Origin of the sequence: Hyphococcus sp. (assembly GCF_965267305.1) — a bacterium.
Taxonomy (GTDB): Bacteria; Pseudomonadota; Alphaproteobacteria; order Caulobacterales; family Parvularculaceae; genus Hyphococcus.
The window spans coordinates 1,930,467-1,946,687 of record NZ_OZ253945.1 but is presented as its reverse complement, the minus strand read 5'-3'; the positions used below and the strand labels follow the sequence as shown (position 1 = coordinate 1,946,687).

The window sequence follows — 16,221 nt, the reverse complement described above, 5'->3', positions numbered from 1 at the left end:
TTTTCTCCTGAGAACATTTGATCGGTTTTATGATTTCCAGATTTCGCCGAGGACGCGTTTGAAGTTTCCACCGAGGACAAGCTCGATATCGGCGTCGGAATAGCCTCGACGGATAAGTCCTTCGGTCAGGTCAAAGGTCTTCTGCGGATGGTCGTAACCGTCGGTGTCGATCTTGCCACGGAATTTGTAGGAGTCTTTATAGCCCTCCTTCAGCGCGGTGTAGGCGGGCTCCGGAATATCGTCATAGCCTTCCGCATCCGTGTCGGAACCGATCCCGAGATGCTCGACCCCGACAAGCTTGCGGACATACTCATAATGATCGAGCAGATGTTCGATCGTTGTGGGTTCTTTGTGGCGAACGAAGTTGCGCACGCCCGTAATGCCCATCACGCCGCCTGATTGCGCCATTTTCTTGATCGCCTCGTCTGATTTGCAGCGCGGGTGACCGCCTGCAAGGGCGCGTACATTGGAATGCGTGATAAGGACGGGCGCTGTTGAAAGCTCAAACGCGTCCAGCGTTGTCCGGTCGCCGCAATGGGAAACGTCGACAGCCATGCCGACCTCGTTCATGCGCGCGATGATCGCCGCGCCGAAATCGCTGACGCCGCCATCAGCGCGGTCGGTCGAGCCCGAACCGATCCGCGTCATCGAGTTGTAGGTAAGCTGGCTGACGCGCTGGCCGAGATTGTAAAACAGGTTCACATCGTCCGGCTTATCGAAATGCTGCGCGTTCTGAATGCCAACGATAAAGCCGATCTTGTCTTCGGCCTTGGCTTTTTCCATGTCGGCGATGGTGGTGATGCGCCGCAGATCGTCCGGCCGCTCAGCAGCATAGGCATTGAGGCGACCGACGAAACTGAGCGCGCTTTCCTTGCCGCCAAGTCCGATCGCCGGATGAAAAACATTGACGCCGGATGCGCGCAGCTTCGCAAGCTGCGCATCCGACACAACAAGACCGTCCTCGGCGGGGCCCGCGCTTAATAGTGTTCCGATATCCGCCAGCACCGACAGCATGTCGATGACAAGGCTGCGGTTCATGAGCTCGATCGTTTTTGCGCTGTAGGTGCGCTCGCTTGCTGCGAACACTTTGTATCGTCCGAAATTCACCATGGGCGCCGCGAGGGCTGCGGCGGCCAGACCGCTTTTCAGGACATGGCGGCGGTCGGTCTCAAGGCAGATGCTCATGACTGCGGATACCCCTCACAATATGACGCGGCCGCGAGGCTAACCTAATGTTCGGCAATAATACAGCCTTAATTATCAATAAGGCGTTCAAAAACATCATTTCCGTAGACAAGGTGAGGAATAACGCTAGAAAAACCGCTGAATTGAAGATGATGGGACGCGATGGCCAGGACCACCACGAACAATAAGAAGAAACAGAACGGCGCCAATCCGGCCAAGGCCTATGATCTCATCATGGATGCGATCGTGACCCAGAAGCTGGCGCCCAGTCAGAAGGTGTCCGAAAACATCCTGACGGACATGTTCGACATCAGCCGCACCACAGCCCGCAACATTATGGAGCAGCTGACGGCGCAGCAATTTCTCGTTTCCGTGTCTCCGAGAATCACCCGTGTCGCGCCTCTAACTCTTCTGGACGTGAAGCAGAATTTCGCCATGCGCAAAATGCTGCAGCCTGACATTTTCGCCATGGCCGCGGCGCAGATCGACCACGATCAGATCGCCAAGCTCAACGACATGATCTCTCATAAAGGCCCGATCACAGACGACGCCGTAGCGTTGAAATTATTGAAGGCGAACAAGCGCTTCAACGTTTTCATGGCGCAACAGGTCAAATATCCCCTGCTGATTCACTGGATCAGACAGCTCGAAGATACGACCATGCGAATCTACTGGCTGTATGTGAAGATGAATCACTTTTTGCCCTATACATGGGAGCATCAGCGCGCGCTGGTTGAAGCCATCAAGAAGGATCTCTCCGACGATATTCGAGAACAGGTCCATAAGATACTGACGATCAGTGAGCAGAGGGTTCTCGACGCCATCTTTCTCCATGATCAGCTTTACACGCAGGATCTGAAGCTGCCGTCGCGCCTGGAATAAGGCAGCCTAATCCTCCGTATTTGGCGTAATACCCCGCCGCCATCCTGCCGCTGGAATCTCCCCTCATGCCTTCCGGCGGCGAGGGGGCCAAGTTTTTCGCGTTTTGCGTGTACAAGGGCTTTTTTTGAACCAAGCTTCTTGTGTTCTGGCGGCAACAATCCGCCCCGCTGGCTCTAAAATCGCTAAAGCGGGTATCCAGAAAAATAAAAATGTCGTATAAAAAAATAAGACAGCCATAATGGTTGCTAAGGCGTAGAACGCCGGAGGGGATAAGGAGAAGATGATGATGCACCGGAATAAAGTGATGCTAATGGCGTGCGCGGCGTTCGGGGCGCTGACGGCTTCCGCGCATGCGCAGGATGACGAAGACCGTGACGTTATTACCGTTACGGCGCAAAAGCGGGCTCAAACGCTGCAGGAAGTGCCCTTGTCGGTTAGCGTCGTCGGCGGAGACACGCTGGAACGGCTGAACGCCACAAATTTTCAGGATTATCTCGCCCTTGTGCCGGGTCTTCAGCTTAATCAGAGCACGCCCGGCGAAGGTCGTCTGATCGTGCGCGGCGTCAACACTGGCGGCGTCGCCTCTACGGTCGCCGTCTATGTGGATGAAACGCCGTTCGGGTCGAGCACCGGGCTTGTGAACGCAGGCATTCTCGCCGGCGACTTCGACACGTTCGATGTAGAGCGGGTTGAGGTGCTGCGCGGGCCTCAAGGCACGCTCTACGGCGCCAACTCTCTCGGCGGCACGCTTAAATTCGTAACAGCAGAGCCGAATACGGACGGGTTCGAGGCGAAAGTGCGCGCCGGCGTCGAAACAGTTGACGATGGCGATATTGGATACTCCGGAGCAGGCGTCATAAACGTTCCTCTGGGCGAGCGTCTCGCCTTCCGCGGCAGCGGTTTCTACCGGAAAAGCGGCGGTTTCATTGATTCGGTTGGCGCCAATGGCTCTGACGTCAAGGAAGACATCAACCCGTCTGAGTCCTATGGCGGTCGCGCTTCGCTTCTGTTGAATGCGACGGATAATCTGTCGGTTCGCCTGAGCGCCATTCTACAGGATATTAAAACCGATGAATCGAACTCTATCGAGCTCGATGCGGCGACGCTCGATCCGCTCGGCGGCGAGCTGACCAATTCCGTCTTTGCTGATTCCACGAACAAAGCGGCCTACCGCGTTTACAGCGGCGTGATTGACTGGGATCTCGGGGCGGTCAATATCACTTCCTCAACGAGCTACAGCACTTTCGATCAGACCATTCACGACGACTTCATGACGTTTTCGTTGGCTGGTCTTGTTGCCGGCGCGTTGATGGCGCCGCCGCTTGAGCTGGTTCTCGATCAGCAGACGGACTATCAGAAATTCACCCAGGAAATCCGGCTCTCCTCCCAGGAGAACGACCGGTTCGAATGGATGATCGGCGGCTACTACACCAATGAAGAAGGCCTGATCGACCAGCTCGTCACGGCCGTTGAGCCTGGAACCGTCAATCCGACGCCGGGCGTGCCGGTTCTCGCTGACCTCGCGATTGACTCCGACTATGAAGAATATGCGGCCTACGCGAACGCCACGCTGCATTTCGGCGAGCGCTTTGACCTTACAGCGGGCGGGCGTTTCAGCCACAACGAACAGAACGCGTTCCAGGAAACCGATGGCCTGCCGGGCCTTTTTGTCGGGCCGCCGGAAGTCTTCCCGACGATTTCATCGGATGAAGGCGTCTTCACCTGGTCAGTGGCTCCGCGCTTTGAGCTGAACGACTATGCGGCGATCTATGCGCGGGTCGCAAAAGGCTTCCGTCCGGGCGGACCGAACGTTTTGCCGCCGACAGCGCCGGCGGGAACGCCGTTCACCTATCAGTCCGATACGATTCTGAGCTACGAAGCGGGGCTGAAGGCGCAGACGGAAGACAATTCGCTCGCGGTTGATCTGTCGGCTTTCTATCTCGATTGGAAAGACGTCCAGCTGTTCACCGTCGTCAATGGGTTCGGCGTCAATACCAATACGGGCGGCGCGAGGAGCGTCGGCGGCGAGGCCACGGTTACGCTGCGTCCGGTCGATGGGTTGAATGTCGTCGTGAACGGCGCGATCACCGACTCGGAGTTGACGACGGATACCGATCCGATCCTTGTGGGCGGTCTTGACGGCGACAAACTTCCCTTCACGCCGAAATACTCCTTCAGCATCAGCGGCGATTACGAGCGCCCGCTGTCCAACAACGTCACCGGCTATGCCGGCGGGACCTTCCGCTTTCAGTCGAGCCAGTTTGCGAACTTCTCGCCGAACGGAAGAAGTGAGTTTCCCTCTTATGGCGTCCTGGATCTCAGGACGGGCCTCATCTTCGAAAATTATTCGATTGAACTGTTCGCCCGTAACCTGACCAATTCGCGAGGCCATACATCCGGCGGCAATCCGAACACCAACCTGCCGCCGGGCGTCGTGACTGCGGGCGTCCTCCGGCCGCGCACGATCGGCGCGATGTTCACGGCCGCGTTTTAAGCCCTGACGGTCCGTCTGCGTGTATTGTACGGCGGACCGTCTAAACCCGCTATGGCGATAGGTTTTTAATGAGCAGGCTTTTTCGAACGTATCTGCTGCCGGGATTAGTGTTTCAGTCTGTCATCATCGGCGGCGGCTACGGCACGGGGCGAGAGATCGTGGAGTTTTTCATGAGCCACGGCGCCCTTGGAGGGCTTTTCGGGCTCGCGGTCACCGCGGTCGCCTGGGCGGTTGTCTTCGCCGTCGCCTTCGAATTTGCGCGGATCTGCAAGGCTTATAACTATCGCGCATTTTTCATGGCGCTGCTTGGCCCTTTCTGGCGCCTTTTCGAAGTTTTGTTTTTGCTGATTGCTTTGCTGGTTCTTTCCGTCCTCGGTTCTGCGGCGGGGGAAATGCTCGCAACCTCCTTGGGCGCGCCTCAAATAGCGGGCGTCATGTGTCTGCTTGGCGCGATTGGAGCGCTCGCTTTCTTTGGCGGCCCCACCATTGAGCGCGCTCTGGCCTGGTGGTCGTTGTTGCTTTACGCCGTATATGCAGTCTTCCTTGTCTGGGTGTCGGTTGCTCATGGAGACGCCATAATTTCGGCGCTACAGCGCGGAGAGGTGACGGGCTACTGGTTCCTCGATGGCGTTCGGTACGCAGCATACAATTTGCTGGCGTTTGTCGCCGTCTTATTCGTGCTTCCCTATTTGCAAACGCGCAATGAAGCGCTCATTTCCGGTTCGCTGGCGGGTCTCCTCGGCATTCTGCCGGGAGTTTTCGTGTTCCTCGCGATGCTGGCGCAGTATCCGGAAATTCAGCATGAAGCGGTGCCAGTTTTGTCTTTGCTTGAGGCGCTGAATTCGGCCTGGTTCTTTGTTGTCTTTCAAATTGTTCTCTTCGGAACTTTTGTTGAAACCGGCGTCGGGCTCATTCACGCCGTAAATGAGCGCATCGCCGCCTCTTTCGCCGATAGCGGCGGAGCCTTTCCTCAGTGGGCCCGTTTCGCCCTTGCTGTCGTCATGCTCTGCATCGCTATTTTTCTGGCGCGCGCTGTCGGCATTATTTCGCTCATCGCCAAAGGGTACGGCCTTTTGTCCTATGGCTTCATCGCACTGGTCATTGCGCCGCTTTTGACCATCGGCCTCGTGAAAATCATCAATACAAAATCGACTTATGCGGAGGACGCCAGTGAATCTGGTTAGGCAGGATTGGGCGCCAGCGCCCGCAGCCGAGACGGCTGAAAATAAACCCGCCATGGAGCGGCTGCAGCCGCCATGTCTGATCTATTTTGGCGATGTCGCCGATCTGGGTCACGCCAAGACAGGTTTGGGGCTCATTCAATGGCGGTCTGAATTCTGTGTTGGTCAGTTGCGCGCGCCGGGCTGTCAGGTGGACGGCGGTTTGCGCGATATGACGATCGATGAAGCGATTGCGGCCGGCGTCAGGTCGCTGGTCATTGGAGTTGCGCCGGCGGGGGGAAATATTCCGGAGACGTGGCGCAGCGATCTCGCACGCGCCGCACGCGCCGGACTTGATATCGTCTCGGGCATGCATGCGCGTTTGGCGGATGTGCCGGAAATCGCCGCCGCCGCGCGCGAGTCCGGCGTGCGATTGATCGATATACGCACCCCGCCCAAGAATATTCCAATCGGGACCGGCGCAAAACGGCCGGGAAAAAGGTTGCTGACTGTCGGAACCGATTGCGCGGTGGGCAAGAAATACACGGCGCTCGCCATCGAACGGGAAATGCGCTCGCGTGGCTGGAACGCCGATTTCCGCGCCACTGGCCAAACCGGAATCATGATTTCAGGCGGCGGCATCCCCATCGACAGCGTTGTCTCGGACTTCATTTCCGGCGCCGCGGAAATGCTTTCACCCGCAGCGGCGGACGATCATTGGGACGTCATTGAAGGGCAGGGCTCGCTCTCCCATCCAAGCTTTGCAGGAGTAAGCCTCGGCTTGCTTCATGGCGCGCAGCCCGATGCTCTGGTGTTATGTCATGATCCCTCGCGCAAGTTTCTTCTGGGGACCGAACCCGGCGGATCGTTTCCCATTCTTCCTTTGACACAAACAATAGAACAGTGTCTCGCACACGCGTGGCGCGTAAACGCCAATGCGCGGTTCGTTGGCGTATCGGTCAACACTTCCCGAATTCCGTCCGAAGAACGGATGCGTCTTTATGAGAAAATTGCGCGTGAAACAGACTTGCCGGTCGTGGATCCCATAAAAGACGGGGTTGAAGCGATCATCGACAATCTCTCTAGTGAGGCGGCGTCATGACAATGCGGCTAAGCGTTCATCGAACCGGCTGGCCGATGAAGGCGCCTTTCGCCATCACAGGCTATGTCTTCGACAGTCTCGACGCCATTATCGTCAGCGTCGAAGAAAACGGCTCTGTTGGACGCGGCGAGGGCGTGGGCGTCTATTATCTGAAAGAAAACTCCGGCTTGATGCTGGAGCAGATCGAAGCGGTGCGTCAGCAAATTGAGGCTGGCGTGTCGCTGGAAGATGTGCAGGAACTCCTCCCCGCAGGCGGCGCGCGCAACGCCTTAGACTGCGCCTTATGGGATTTGAAAGCGAAGCAAACCGGCAAGTCGATCTGGGAGCTCACTGGCATTGAGCCGAAACCGCAGCGGACCGTGTTCACAATCGGCATTCAAAAAACACCGGCGCTCATGGCGGAAAATGCGGCGCGCGCCAAAGATTATCCTCTGCTTAAGATCAAACTGGATGCTGTGGATCCGGTTGAGCGTATATCGGCGATTCGCGAAGCGCGCCCGGACGCTTCTATTGTAATCGATGCAAATCAGGGCTTTTCATTCCCCCAGTTGAAGTCGGTTTTAGAGCCTTTCGCAGAGCTCGGCGTCGCCATGGTGGAGCAGCCTTTGCCGCGCGGCGGGGATGAAGAGCTTGCCGGGTTTCGTGCGCCAGTGCCCATATGTGCGGATGAAAGTTGCCTTCATCGAGCCGACTTGCCCGACGTTCTTGATCGTTATGACATGATCAATATCAAGCTCGACAAGACAGGCGGTCTGACGGAAGCGCTGGCTCTTGCGCGTGAGGCGCGTGCAGCCGGGAAGGGGCTGATGGTCGGCAACATGCTGGGCACGTCGCTTTCCATGGCGCCGGCCTTTGTCATCGCGCAGCTTTGCGATTTCGTCGACCTGGACGGTCCGCTGAATCTCAAGTCGGATTATCCTGGCGGCATGGGCTATAAGGCTGGCGCCGTTGACGCCCCAGAAGCGGGATTGTGGGGAACGCCCACATGACGCGGTCTTTGACAAGATGATCTCGCCCGACAATATTTTCGGGTTGCTGGCTGTTCTTCTGGCGCTTGCGGCTTTTGCAGCCGGGGTGGAGCAAACGCCGCTCGGCAAACGCATTTCTGGAGCCGGGATCGTTATTTTGTCGGCGCTTGCCGCGTCGCATTTCAACATCATTCCGCGGAGCGCGCCTGTCTATGGTGTGATCTGGTCCTATCTCGTGCCGGTGGCGATCGCGCTGTTTCTCTTCAGGGCTGATCTCATCAAAGTCTTTGCGGAAGGCGGGCGCGTTCTGATCGCCTTTCTGATTGGCATGGCGGGGTCGGTTCTAGGCGCGCTTCTTGCTGCGCCTTTTGTTGATCTTGGCGCGAATGAAGCGAAGATCGCCGCCGTCTTCAGCGCCACCTATACCGGCGGCTCCCTGAATTTCGTCGCCGTTGCAGATGCCTTGCGGTTTGAAGATGCGTCCCAGCTTTCGGCGGCGCTTGCGATCGACAACATTCTGGGCGTCGGTTTCATCATCTTCCTGAATGTGCTGGCCGGCTGGCGGTTGCTACAAAATCGGTTTCATTGGCGCGTCGACAGCATCTGGGGAGACGCAATTGTCTCGGAAAACGCGGAAGCGCGCGCGCCGACCCTCTTTCAATTGCTGACAGCGCTGGCGATCGCTGTCTCCGTAACCGCGGCGAGCGAGAAGATCGCCGGCGCTTTAGGCATTCCCGATTACAGCCTGCTCGTGCTTACGGTATTGATGACGGCGGCGGCGACAATCGGACGTAGTTTCCTTGCGCGCTTGCGTGGAGAAGACGTCATCGCGATGATTTTTATGTATCTGTTTTTCGCCATTGTCGGCGCGGGCGCCGATGTGAACGGGATTCTCAGCGCCGCACCCGGCATGTTCTGGATGGTGCTCCTGATTTTCGCAGTGCATCTGATGTTTTTGGCGGCGGCTGGCGCGTTGTTTAAACTGAACTACGCGGAACTTATCGTCGCATCGCTCGCCTGCATCGCAGGCCCGCCTGTCGCGGCGGCCATCGCAATTCTTTTCAAGTGGCGCAATCTCGTATTGCCAGGAATTCTCACCGGGATTCTTGGCTATGTGCTCGGCAATTTCGTCGGTATCGGCGTTTATTCGCTTCTCGAAGGGGCAAACCCGTGAACAAGAACTTTCCTTGTAAGTTTGGAGAATGTCATGTCTTTAACAGAAGCTATTCGTAGGATCGCTGCTGCGGCGGCGCTTCTATCGCTGCCGCTGTCAGCATCGGCGCAGGAAAATCCGCTGGTCCCCGATCCTTTGCAGGAAGAGGCGGAAACAGTCAGTGAGGCGGCGCCCGCAGCAGCGCCGGCGGAAGACGGCGTGCATGCGTTGACCAAAACCGATGTCGACGCCTGGCTCGACGGTTTCATGCCTTACGCCATCACTAACGCTGAGATTGTCGGCGCCGTGGTGACCGTCGTCAAAGACGGAGAAATTCTGACCAGTCGCGGCTTCGGTTACGCCGATCTCGAAAGCCGCACCCCGGTCGACGGTTACGAGACGATTTTCCGCCCGGGCTCGGTTTCAAAACTGTTCGCCTGGACGGCTGTGATGCAGCTTGTGGAACAGGGCAAGATCGATCTCGACGAAGACGTCAATACCTATCTCGATTTCAAAATACCTGACGCTTTCGACAAACCGATCACCGTCCGCCATTTGATGACCCACACGGCGGGGTTCGAAGAAGTGTTGCGCAATCTGATCGCCGAAGATCCGGATCATTTGATGTCGCTCGGGGACTATCTGAAGGATTCCATACCGGGCCGCATGTTCCCGCCGGGCGAGGTTCCGGGCTATTCTAATTATGGAACTGCGCTTGCCGGTTACATCGTCGAACGGATTTCTGGAGAGCCTTTTGCCGACTATATCGACAACCATATTTTCCAGCCGCTCGGCATGACCAGCTCGACCTTTGAGATGCCGCTGCCGGAAAAATTCAAGGACAACATGTCGAGCGGCTACGAGAACCGAGCGGATGGAAAAGCCGGTTATTATGAGCTGATCCCCGCCAGCCCCGCCGGCGCGCTCGCCGCAAGCGGCGCCGATATGGGCCGGTTCATGATCGCGCATCTAAATGATGGCGGTCCGCTTCTGAAACCGGAAACGGCGCGCATGATGCACGAAACCATCGATCAGCACACGCCGCCGCTGGGCGCCATGGCGCTCGGTTTCTACCAGCAGAATAGAGGCGACTTGCGCAGCATCGGTCATGGCGGCGACACCAACTTTTTCCATTCCGATTTGTCGCTGTTCCTCGACAAGGACGTCGGCCTGTTCGTATCGTTTAACAGCAGCGGCACGGGCGGCGGCACGCTAATGTTGCGCGAAAAACTGGCGAATGAATTCGCGCTGCGCTATTTCCCGGAAGCGGAAATTCCTTTTGAACCGCGTCTCGACACGGCGAAGGAGCATGGCGCGCTTGTCGTCGGCGTGTATGAAAGCTCGCGAACATCCGCCAGCAACTTTGCCGCGCTGGCCCGCTATCTGGGACAGATAAAGATTACGATGAATGAAGATGACGATCTCGTTGTCGCGCTGGGGCCGCTTGCAATGCGCTGGCGCGAGGTGGAGCCTTTTGTCTGGCGCCATACGGACGGCCCAGAACGCTTGGCCGTGAAGCTTGGCGATGACGGCAAAGTCGAGCATCTCACTTTTGAACCGATATCGCCCTTCATGCAGCTGATTCCGCCGCCATGGTATCGTTCGTCGGCCTTGCTGACGCCGCTGTTGACTGCAGCGCTCGGCGCGCTGGCGCTGACGCTTGTGATGTGGCCCGTGCGCGCCGCCGTCCGCTGGAGGTACAAGCATCAATTCCCGCTGACCGGCAAGGAAGCAATGGCCTACCGATTGACGCGGGTTGCGGCCATTCTGGTCTTTGTCTTTCTCGGGGGCTGGTTGCTCACGTTTCAGACGCTGTTCTCGGATTTGACCGCGCTGGGGTCTGACTTCGACGCACAACTCCGTATGACCATGTCTTTGCAAGTCCTGCTTTATCTGGCGATGGCGCTCGTTCTTTGGAACGCGTATGTCGTGTGGAGCGGGAAGCAGAGCTGGTTGGCAAAACTTTGGAGCGCTCTGTTGCCGGTCGCGATCCTGGTCGTGATTTTCTTCTCGGCGACAAATGGGCTTCTGAGCTGGGAAACCAGTTTTTAAGAAGCCGTTTATTGCTGCTAACCAAGCAATAAAGAATCTGCATCGCGTGGGCGATGCAGATTCTTTCGATTGTGACGGCGCTAGAATGTCGACGCCTATGTTTTGAGCTTTGATCAGCTTTTCGGGCAATGGGCGCCGGCTTCAACCCACGCAGCCGTCAGCGCGCCAAGGGTTTCCTGATCGCCCGGAGCGGGCGTGCGCCCTTCGCCGGGATTCCAAGCCCAATTCACGAGATGATCGCCGCCATTGTGCTCGATAAGATCTTCCGGGGACCGCCCGCCATTGGTCGCGGGGTTTTTCAGTTGCGCGCAAAGTTCGGCGGATGATTTCCCCGCCCAGCCCATGAATTCCGGCGGCAGCATCCAGGGCGACGCCCCGGGGATCGAGCCTTCCATACTGGCGAACTCAACATTTTCCTGACCGTGACAGGTGGTGCATTCCATGCCGGGGGCGCCCATGCCTGACCCGCGAATGACCGGCGGGTTATGAGGATGCATGTCGTCCCCCTGCGTTGGTCCGCCGGAAACCGGATGGCAGTTGGCGCAGCGGGGATGCAGCATGACTTTCGCCATTTCGTTGAACAGCGCCGCCGAGCGCTGTTCATTGTCCGCGATGCTTTCAAAAGCGGCAGGGGTTTTCAGCCCGTTGACTTCCAGCGCCGATTTGGTTGCTGCGGGTTTTTCATCCTTGTTTCCGCAGGCGGACAAGGAGAGGGCGCTGATGGCGATGACAGAGGCGGTGACGAATGAAAGGCGTCGCATGAAAGGTCTCCCTGAGGCGCGTTGCTAAAAGCGGTTTCCGCCTTCCGTCTCTACGCGCGGCAAATAAAATCTAGGCCTGAAGCGCTTTGGTCATGGGCAGCTGCCGGGGCGTTCTTCCGGTGAGGCGGCGCACGGCGTTGGCGACAGCGGGCCCGATGGGGGGCGTGCCGGGTTCGCCGACGCCTGTCGGGGGTTCGGTTGAGGCGATGACTTCGACTTCGACATTGGGCATCTCCCCGATCCGCAGCGAACGATAGTCGTGGAAATTCGACTGCTCCACTTCGCCGCCATCAGCGAGCGTCAGTTCGTTGAAGAGAACCGCGCTGAGGCCGTAGCCGATGCCGCCCTCCATCTGCGCCTTGATGACTTCCGGGTTGACGGCGACGCCGCAATCGACGGCGCACCAGACATTGTGAACCCTGGGCGCGCCGTTTTCCATGGAGACTTCGACCACCTCCGCGACGTAAGAGCGGAAGGATTCGACAGCGGCGACGCCGAAGGCGCGGCCTTCGGGCGCCGCGCGGCCCCAGCCGGCCATGTCGGCGGCCTTGCGCAGGGCGGCGGCGAGTCGCGGTTGTTCGCCCATCATGGCGAGACGGCCCTCGACGGCGTCTTTGCCCGCCTTGTCGAGAAGTTCGTCGACAAAGGTTTCGACGGCGTATCCCGTATGGGTATGGCCGACGGAGCGCCACCACAAGGTCGTCACCGGATTGTTGATGATATGCGCTGAGACATTGACGTTGGGAATGTCATAGGGAAGCTCCGACGCGCCTTCCACCATGGTGGCGTCGACGCCGTTCTGGATCATGCCTTCAAAGGCCGAACCGGAGAGGAAAGACTGACCGGCGACGACCTGCTCCCAGGCGACGATCTCGCCGGCGTCGTTAAGGCCGGCGCGAATGCGGTGCGCCATCAGCGGGCGGTAAAAGCCGCCGCGAATGTCGTCTTCGCGGGTCCACATCAGTTTCACTGGCGTCTTGCCGCCATGAGCCATGAAGACTTCCGCGGCTTCAGCGGCGAAATTGCCAACCGGTTGCGCGCGCCGGCCGAAACTGCCGCCGGCGAACATGGTGTTGAGCGTCACCTTGTCTTCAGTGAGGCCGCAGACGGCGGCGATGGCAGGTTTGTCGCCGCTTGGAATCTGACTGCCCATCCACACTTCAACGCCGCCGTCTTCCTTGCGTTCAATAACGGCGTCGAGCGGCTCCATAGGCGCGTGTACGAGATAGGGGAAGAGATACTCCGCTTCGTGCGTAATAGTCGCATTGGCGAAACCACTCTCGATGTCGCCTTTTTCGCCCGCGACGGCGCCGCGTTGTTTCACGGCCGCAAGGCGCTCCTGCGCAATCTCCGCCGATGAGCGTTTCTCGGCTGCGCCGTCATTCCAGGTCACTTTCAGCGCCTTGCGCCCCTTCAAAGCGGCGTAAGTATTCTTGGCATAAACGGCGACGCCCGCGCTCGTCTTCTTGACGTCGATGACGCCAGGAATGGCGCGCGCATCCTTGTCGTCGAAGGACGCGACGACTGCGCCGAACTTTTTGGGATGCTCGACGACCGCGGTCACCATGCCCTCGCGATAGACATCAAGCGTGAACATCGCCTTGCCGGTAGACTTGTCGGCGGTGTCGAGTTTCGGCACGTTCTTGCCGATATAGACGAACTGGTCCGGGGTTTTCAGTTTCGGTTCGGCCGGCGGCTCAAGCGCTGCTGCGGCCTCGGCGAACTCGCCGAACGATCCGGTCTTGCCGGACGCATGCGAAAGAACGCCTTTGGAGACTTTAATCTCTGACGCGGGAACGCCCCAGTTTTGCGCCGCCGCAGAGACGAGCATTTCGCGCGCGGCGGCGCCCGCCTGACGCATCACCATGAAAGAAGCGGCCATGGCCGTGGACCCGCCCGTACCCTGCATGCCGCCGAATAATGCATTGCCGTAAAGCGCGGCGTTGGCGGGTGCGTGTTCGGCGCGGATCTGGCTCCAGTCCGCATCCATTTCGTCGGCGACAAGCGTTGCAAGTCCGGTGAAGGGACCTTGGCCGAATTCGATATGCTTGATGAGGATCGTCACGAGATTGTCGGGACTGATCCGGATGAACGCGTTGGGCGCATATTGCTGCTCCGTGCTGGCCGCGCCGAGCACGGCTTCGGCGCTTGATTGCGCCCGGCCCTTGAGCGGCAGGACGACGCCGATGACAAGGCCGCCTGCGCCGGCGAGAAAAGCGCGGCGGGATGCTGAGGATTTCGTCAGAGTCGATGTGAGCGTCGTCATGGATCAGCCCTCCAGCTTTTCGCCGGCGGCCTTCACGGCCTGGCGGATGCGGACATAGGTGGCGCAGCGGCAGATATTGCCGGCCAGCGCATTGTCGATGTCTTCGTCAGTGGGCCGGGGCGTCCGCTGCAACAGGGCGGCGGCGGTCATGATCTGGCCGGACTGGCAATAGCCGCATTGCGGCGTGTCATATTCAGCCCATGCGGCGCGCACGGCGTCCGCCTCGGGCCCGGCCAGCCCTTCAATCGTGGTGACATCCATTCCATTGACCGAAGACACCGGCGTCACGCAGGACCGTCTCGGCTGGCCGTTCACATAGACGGTGCAGGCTCCGCATTGCGCGACGCCGCAGCCGAATTTGGTGCCGGTCAGACGCAATTCGTCGCGCAGCACCCATAAAAGCGGCGTGTCCGGATCAGCATCGACGGTGCGCTCTTCATTGTTGACGGTAAGAGTGACGCTCATGGCTCGCCTTTCTGACTTATACAGCGCTGGGATTGGGCAATTTTTGATGTGTACTTGGGAGGCCGCGAAACATGCCCAGCGTTCAATTCGGAAGTCGGTCCAAATGCGCTGCGTAACGCCGCCTCTATGACGCCCCTTCAGCTTATAACAGAAGAAGCGCTTTTTTCAAAACGAATTAGGTCTTCGGATGTGTCAATATCAGCAAGCATTTTTTCCTGAGCTGAAACACCTGCTGCTTTCGGTTGCGTTGAGAGCAAATGTTTGGCGCCCTGATCGCCCTCAAGATCGCGCAATTGTGAAAACCATCCCGCGCTGAAGATCGCCGGGGGCGAACGCTTTTCCCCGGCCGCGGTGAAGGCGCATTGATTGCGATTCGCATTGGCTGTTTCAAAAAGTCTGACGTAATGGTCTGGGTCGACAAAAGGCATGTCGGCAAGCGCAATCAAGACGCCTTTCGCGCCGCATGCCTCAGCCCAGTTGACGCCGATCCGAATGGACGTGCTCAGCCCTTTCGCCGCATCCGGATTAATGACGGTCTCAAAGCCGGGCAGACCGGAAATGACGTTCTCAGAATTTACAATAACAGCGCGATGCGCGCATCCAGATGCGGTCAGGGCGGCTGCGGCGTGATCGATGACTCTGGCTCCTCGCAACGGCGCTGACAGTTTGTCTGCCCCGAATCGCGAGGCGGCGCCCGCCGCAAGAAGGATCGCCGCTGTATTGGCGGGCGTGAGGCTCATTGCCCGTAAGGCCAAGCGGCGAGGATATCGGCGAGAACCGACACTGCCAGCGCCGACGGATTGCGCGTCGCCGGGATGAGGCCGATGGGGCCTTGCAGCCGCTGCAGCTCTTCTTCGCTGACGCCGACCATGCGAAGCGCCTCAAGTCTCGCGGCGTGCGTTTTGCGGCTGCCAACGGCGCCGATATAGAAGGCAGGTGCGGCGAGGGCCGCGGGCAAGATGGAGACGTCCCACTCGCGATCATGAAAGAGGAGCACAACCGCCGTCCACGGATCAATGTCAAGCGGTGGAAGCGAAGACACCGACTGCAGTCGTATTTTTTGCTGCGTTGCGCTGTCTTCAAGCGTCCGCGCATCAGGGGAGACGGCGCAGACGCTATAACCGGCGCCGGCGCTGATGCGGCTCAGGAGCGTCAGTTCGGCGCCCATGCCCGCAGCGAGAATTCTTAGCGCCGGCGTATAGCGGCGCACAAGCGTTTCGCCGCGGAGTTCCGTCTTTCCACTCTCGGATATGCGCGCGCCATCAGGATGAAACGCCAACGCAGTGCTATGGCGTTTTTTCAATGCATCGTACGCTGAACGTAAAGCGCGGGCGGACGGATTAACAGTAAAGAGAAGATCGACGCCGGAGCCGCAGGGAAGCACTAGATCGCGAAATGGCGAGTCTTTTCCATAACGCACGAAGCCGCCGCGTCCCTGCAACAACATCTCTCTCGCTTTTTCAATGATCGCGCGTTCGAGACAGCCGGAGGAGATCGATCCGGCGAAGCGGCCGTCTTCGGAAACCACCATTTGCGATCCGACAGAGCGCGGCGAGGATCCATCAATCGCCGCCAGCGTCACAATCGCGACGGGTTTGCCCGCCTCGCACTCGTTCAGCGCAAAGGCGAGGACATCCGCGCCTGAAGGGTCGAAAATGGTTGGCGGCAGGGTTTTCTGGGCTTCGTGCAGCATGAATGGATTTTGAACGCAGCGAGTGAAGCATTCAAGATAC

At 58.6% G+C, this 16,221-nt stretch carries 13 protein-coding genes; 7 read left to right on the top strand and 6 right to left on the bottom strand.

Annotation, left to right across the window (positions count from 1 at the left end; genetic code table 11):
* Window positions 1–27: 27 nt before the first annotated feature.
* Window positions 28–1,185 carry a dipeptidase gene (locus ACQY5P_RS09185; RefSeq protein WP_428410449.1) on the bottom strand — a complete coding sequence of 386 codons (1,158 nt, stop codon included), beginning with the start codon at window positions 1,183–1,185 and terminating at the stop codon, window positions 28–30.
* A gap of 162 nt (window positions 1,186–1,347) precedes the next feature.
* Here ACQY5P_RS09185 and ACQY5P_RS09180 point away from each other — a divergent pair, with 162 nt between their 5' ends.
* The 7 genes from ACQY5P_RS09180 to ACQY5P_RS09150 all read left to right on the top strand — a co-directional run bounded on the left by ACQY5P_RS09180 (window position 1,348) and on the right by ACQY5P_RS09150 (window position 10,996).
* Window positions 1,348–2,067, top strand: a complete 720-nt coding sequence (locus tag ACQY5P_RS09180) for a GntR family transcriptional regulator (protein ID WP_428410448.1) — start codon at window positions 1,348–1,350, stop codon at window positions 2,065–2,067.
* 280 nt (window positions 2,068–2,347) lie between these two features.
* Window positions 2,348–4,561, top strand: coding sequence for a TonB-dependent receptor (locus tag ACQY5P_RS09175; protein WP_428410447.1), 2,214 nt, complete (start codon window positions 2,348–2,350; stop codon window positions 4,559–4,561).
* A gap of 68 nt (window positions 4,562–4,629) precedes the next feature.
* Window positions 4,630–5,745 carry a YkvI family membrane protein gene (locus tag ACQY5P_RS09170; RefSeq protein ID WP_428410446.1) on the top strand — a complete coding sequence of 372 codons (1,116 nt, stop codon included), beginning with the start codon at window positions 4,630–4,632 and terminating at the stop codon, window positions 5,743–5,745.
* Between the two features lie 52 nt (window positions 5,746–5,797).
* Window positions 5,798–6,823: a DUF1611 domain-containing protein gene (locus tag ACQY5P_RS09165; protein ID WP_428410643.1), complete on the top strand. Its 1,026-nt coding sequence runs from the start codon at window positions 5,798–5,800 to the stop codon at window positions 6,821–6,823.
* On the top strand, window positions 6,820–7,812 hold the full coding sequence (dgcA, locus tag ACQY5P_RS09160) for an N-acetyl-D-Glu racemase DgcA (protein WP_428410445.1): 993 nt from the start codon (window positions 6,820–6,822) through the stop codon (window positions 7,810–7,812). The genes ACQY5P_RS09165 and dgcA overlap by 4 nt, the downstream gene beginning before the upstream one ends.
* Before the next feature lie 16 nt (window positions 7,813–7,828).
* Entirely contained in the window at window positions 7,829–8,965 is a 1,137-nt protein-coding gene (locus tag ACQY5P_RS09155) for a DUF819 domain-containing protein (RefSeq protein WP_428410444.1), read from the top strand.
* A 33-nt stretch (window positions 8,966–8,998) separates the two neighbouring features.
* Window positions 8,999–10,996 carry a serine hydrolase domain-containing protein gene (locus ACQY5P_RS09150; protein WP_428410443.1) on the top strand — a complete coding sequence of 666 codons (1,998 nt, stop codon included), beginning with the start codon at window positions 8,999–9,001 and terminating at the stop codon, window positions 10,994–10,996.
* 113 nt (window positions 10,997–11,109) lie between these two features.
* On the opposite strand, the gene ACQY5P_RS09145 is transcribed toward ACQY5P_RS09150, so the two are convergent.
* The 5 genes from ACQY5P_RS09145 to ACQY5P_RS09125 all read right to left on the bottom strand — a co-directional run bounded on the left by ACQY5P_RS09145 (window position 11,110) and on the right by ACQY5P_RS09125 (window position 16,181).
* Window positions 11,110–11,757, bottom strand: coding sequence for an Isoquinoline 1-oxidoreductase subunit (locus ACQY5P_RS09145; protein ID WP_428410442.1), 648 nt, complete (start codon window positions 11,755–11,757; stop codon window positions 11,110–11,112).
* Window positions 11,758–11,827: 70 nt separating this feature from the next.
* Window positions 11,828–14,023, bottom strand: a complete 2,196-nt coding sequence (locus ACQY5P_RS09140; RefSeq protein WP_428410441.1) for a molybdopterin cofactor-binding domain-containing protein — start codon at window positions 14,021–14,023, stop codon at window positions 11,828–11,830.
* A 3-nt stretch (window positions 14,024–14,026) separates the two neighbouring features.
* Window positions 14,027–14,488, bottom strand: a complete 462-nt coding sequence (locus ACQY5P_RS09135) for a (2Fe-2S)-binding protein (RefSeq protein WP_428410440.1) — start codon at window positions 14,486–14,488, stop codon at window positions 14,027–14,029.
* Window positions 14,489–14,625: 137 nt separating this feature from the next.
* Window positions 14,626–15,228, bottom strand: coding sequence for a nucleotidyltransferase family protein (locus ACQY5P_RS09130; protein ID WP_428410439.1), 603 nt, complete (start codon window positions 15,226–15,228; stop codon window positions 14,626–14,628).
* Complete coding sequence (locus tag ACQY5P_RS09125) at window positions 15,225–16,181, bottom strand: XdhC family protein (protein WP_428410438.1); 957 nt, start codon at window positions 16,179–16,181, stop codon at window positions 15,225–15,227. Before ACQY5P_RS09125 ends, ACQY5P_RS09130 begins: the two co-directional genes overlap by 4 nt.
* Window positions 16,182–16,221 lie beyond the last annotated feature (40 nt).

Bases quoted from the DNA above. Each gene is read 5' to 3' on its own strand.
- ACQY5P_RS09165 (WP_428410643.1), top strand. From the start codon at position 5,798: ATGGAGCGGCTGCAGCCGCCATGTCTGATCTATTTTGGCGATGTCGCC.
- ACQY5P_RS09145 (WP_428410442.1), bottom strand. From the start codon at position 11,757: ATGCGACGCCTTTCATTCGTCACCGCCTCTGTCATCGCCATCAGCGCC.
- ACQY5P_RS09140 (WP_428410441.1), bottom strand. From the start codon at position 14,023: ATGACGACGCTCACATCGACTCTGACGAAATCCTCAGCATCCCGCCGC.
- ACQY5P_RS09150 (WP_428410443.1), top strand. From the start codon at position 8,999: ATGTCTTTAACAGAAGCTATTCGTAGGATCGCTGCTGCGGCGGCGCTT.
- ACQY5P_RS09180 (WP_428410448.1), top strand. From the start codon at position 1,348: ATGGCCAGGACCACCACGAACAATAAGAAGAAACAGAACGGCGCCAAT.
- ACQY5P_RS09185 (WP_428410449.1), bottom strand. From the start codon at position 1,185: ATGAGCATCTGCCTTGAGACCGACCGCCGCCATGTCCTGAAAAGCGGT.
- ACQY5P_RS09135 (WP_428410440.1), bottom strand. From the start codon at position 14,488: ATGAGCGTCACTCTTACCGTCAACAATGAAGAGCGCACCGTCGATGCT.
- dgcA (WP_428410445.1), top strand. From the start codon at position 6,820: ATGACAATGCGGCTAAGCGTTCATCGAACCGGCTGGCCGATGAAGGCG.
- ACQY5P_RS09155 (WP_428410444.1), top strand. From the start codon at position 7,829: ATGATCTCGCCCGACAATATTTTCGGGTTGCTGGCTGTTCTTCTGGCG.
- ACQY5P_RS09125 (WP_428410438.1), bottom strand. From the start codon at position 16,181: ATGCTGCACGAAGCCCAGAAAACCCTGCCGCCAACCATTTTCGACCCT.
- ACQY5P_RS09130 (WP_428410439.1), bottom strand. From the start codon at position 15,228: ATGAGCCTCACGCCCGCCAATACAGCGGCGATCCTTCTTGCGGCGGGC.
- ACQY5P_RS09175 (WP_428410447.1), top strand. From the start codon at position 2,348: ATGATGATGCACCGGAATAAAGTGATGCTAATGGCGTGCGCGGCGTTC.
- ACQY5P_RS09170 (WP_428410446.1), top strand. From the start codon at position 4,630: ATGAGCAGGCTTTTTCGAACGTATCTGCTGCCGGGATTAGTGTTTCAG.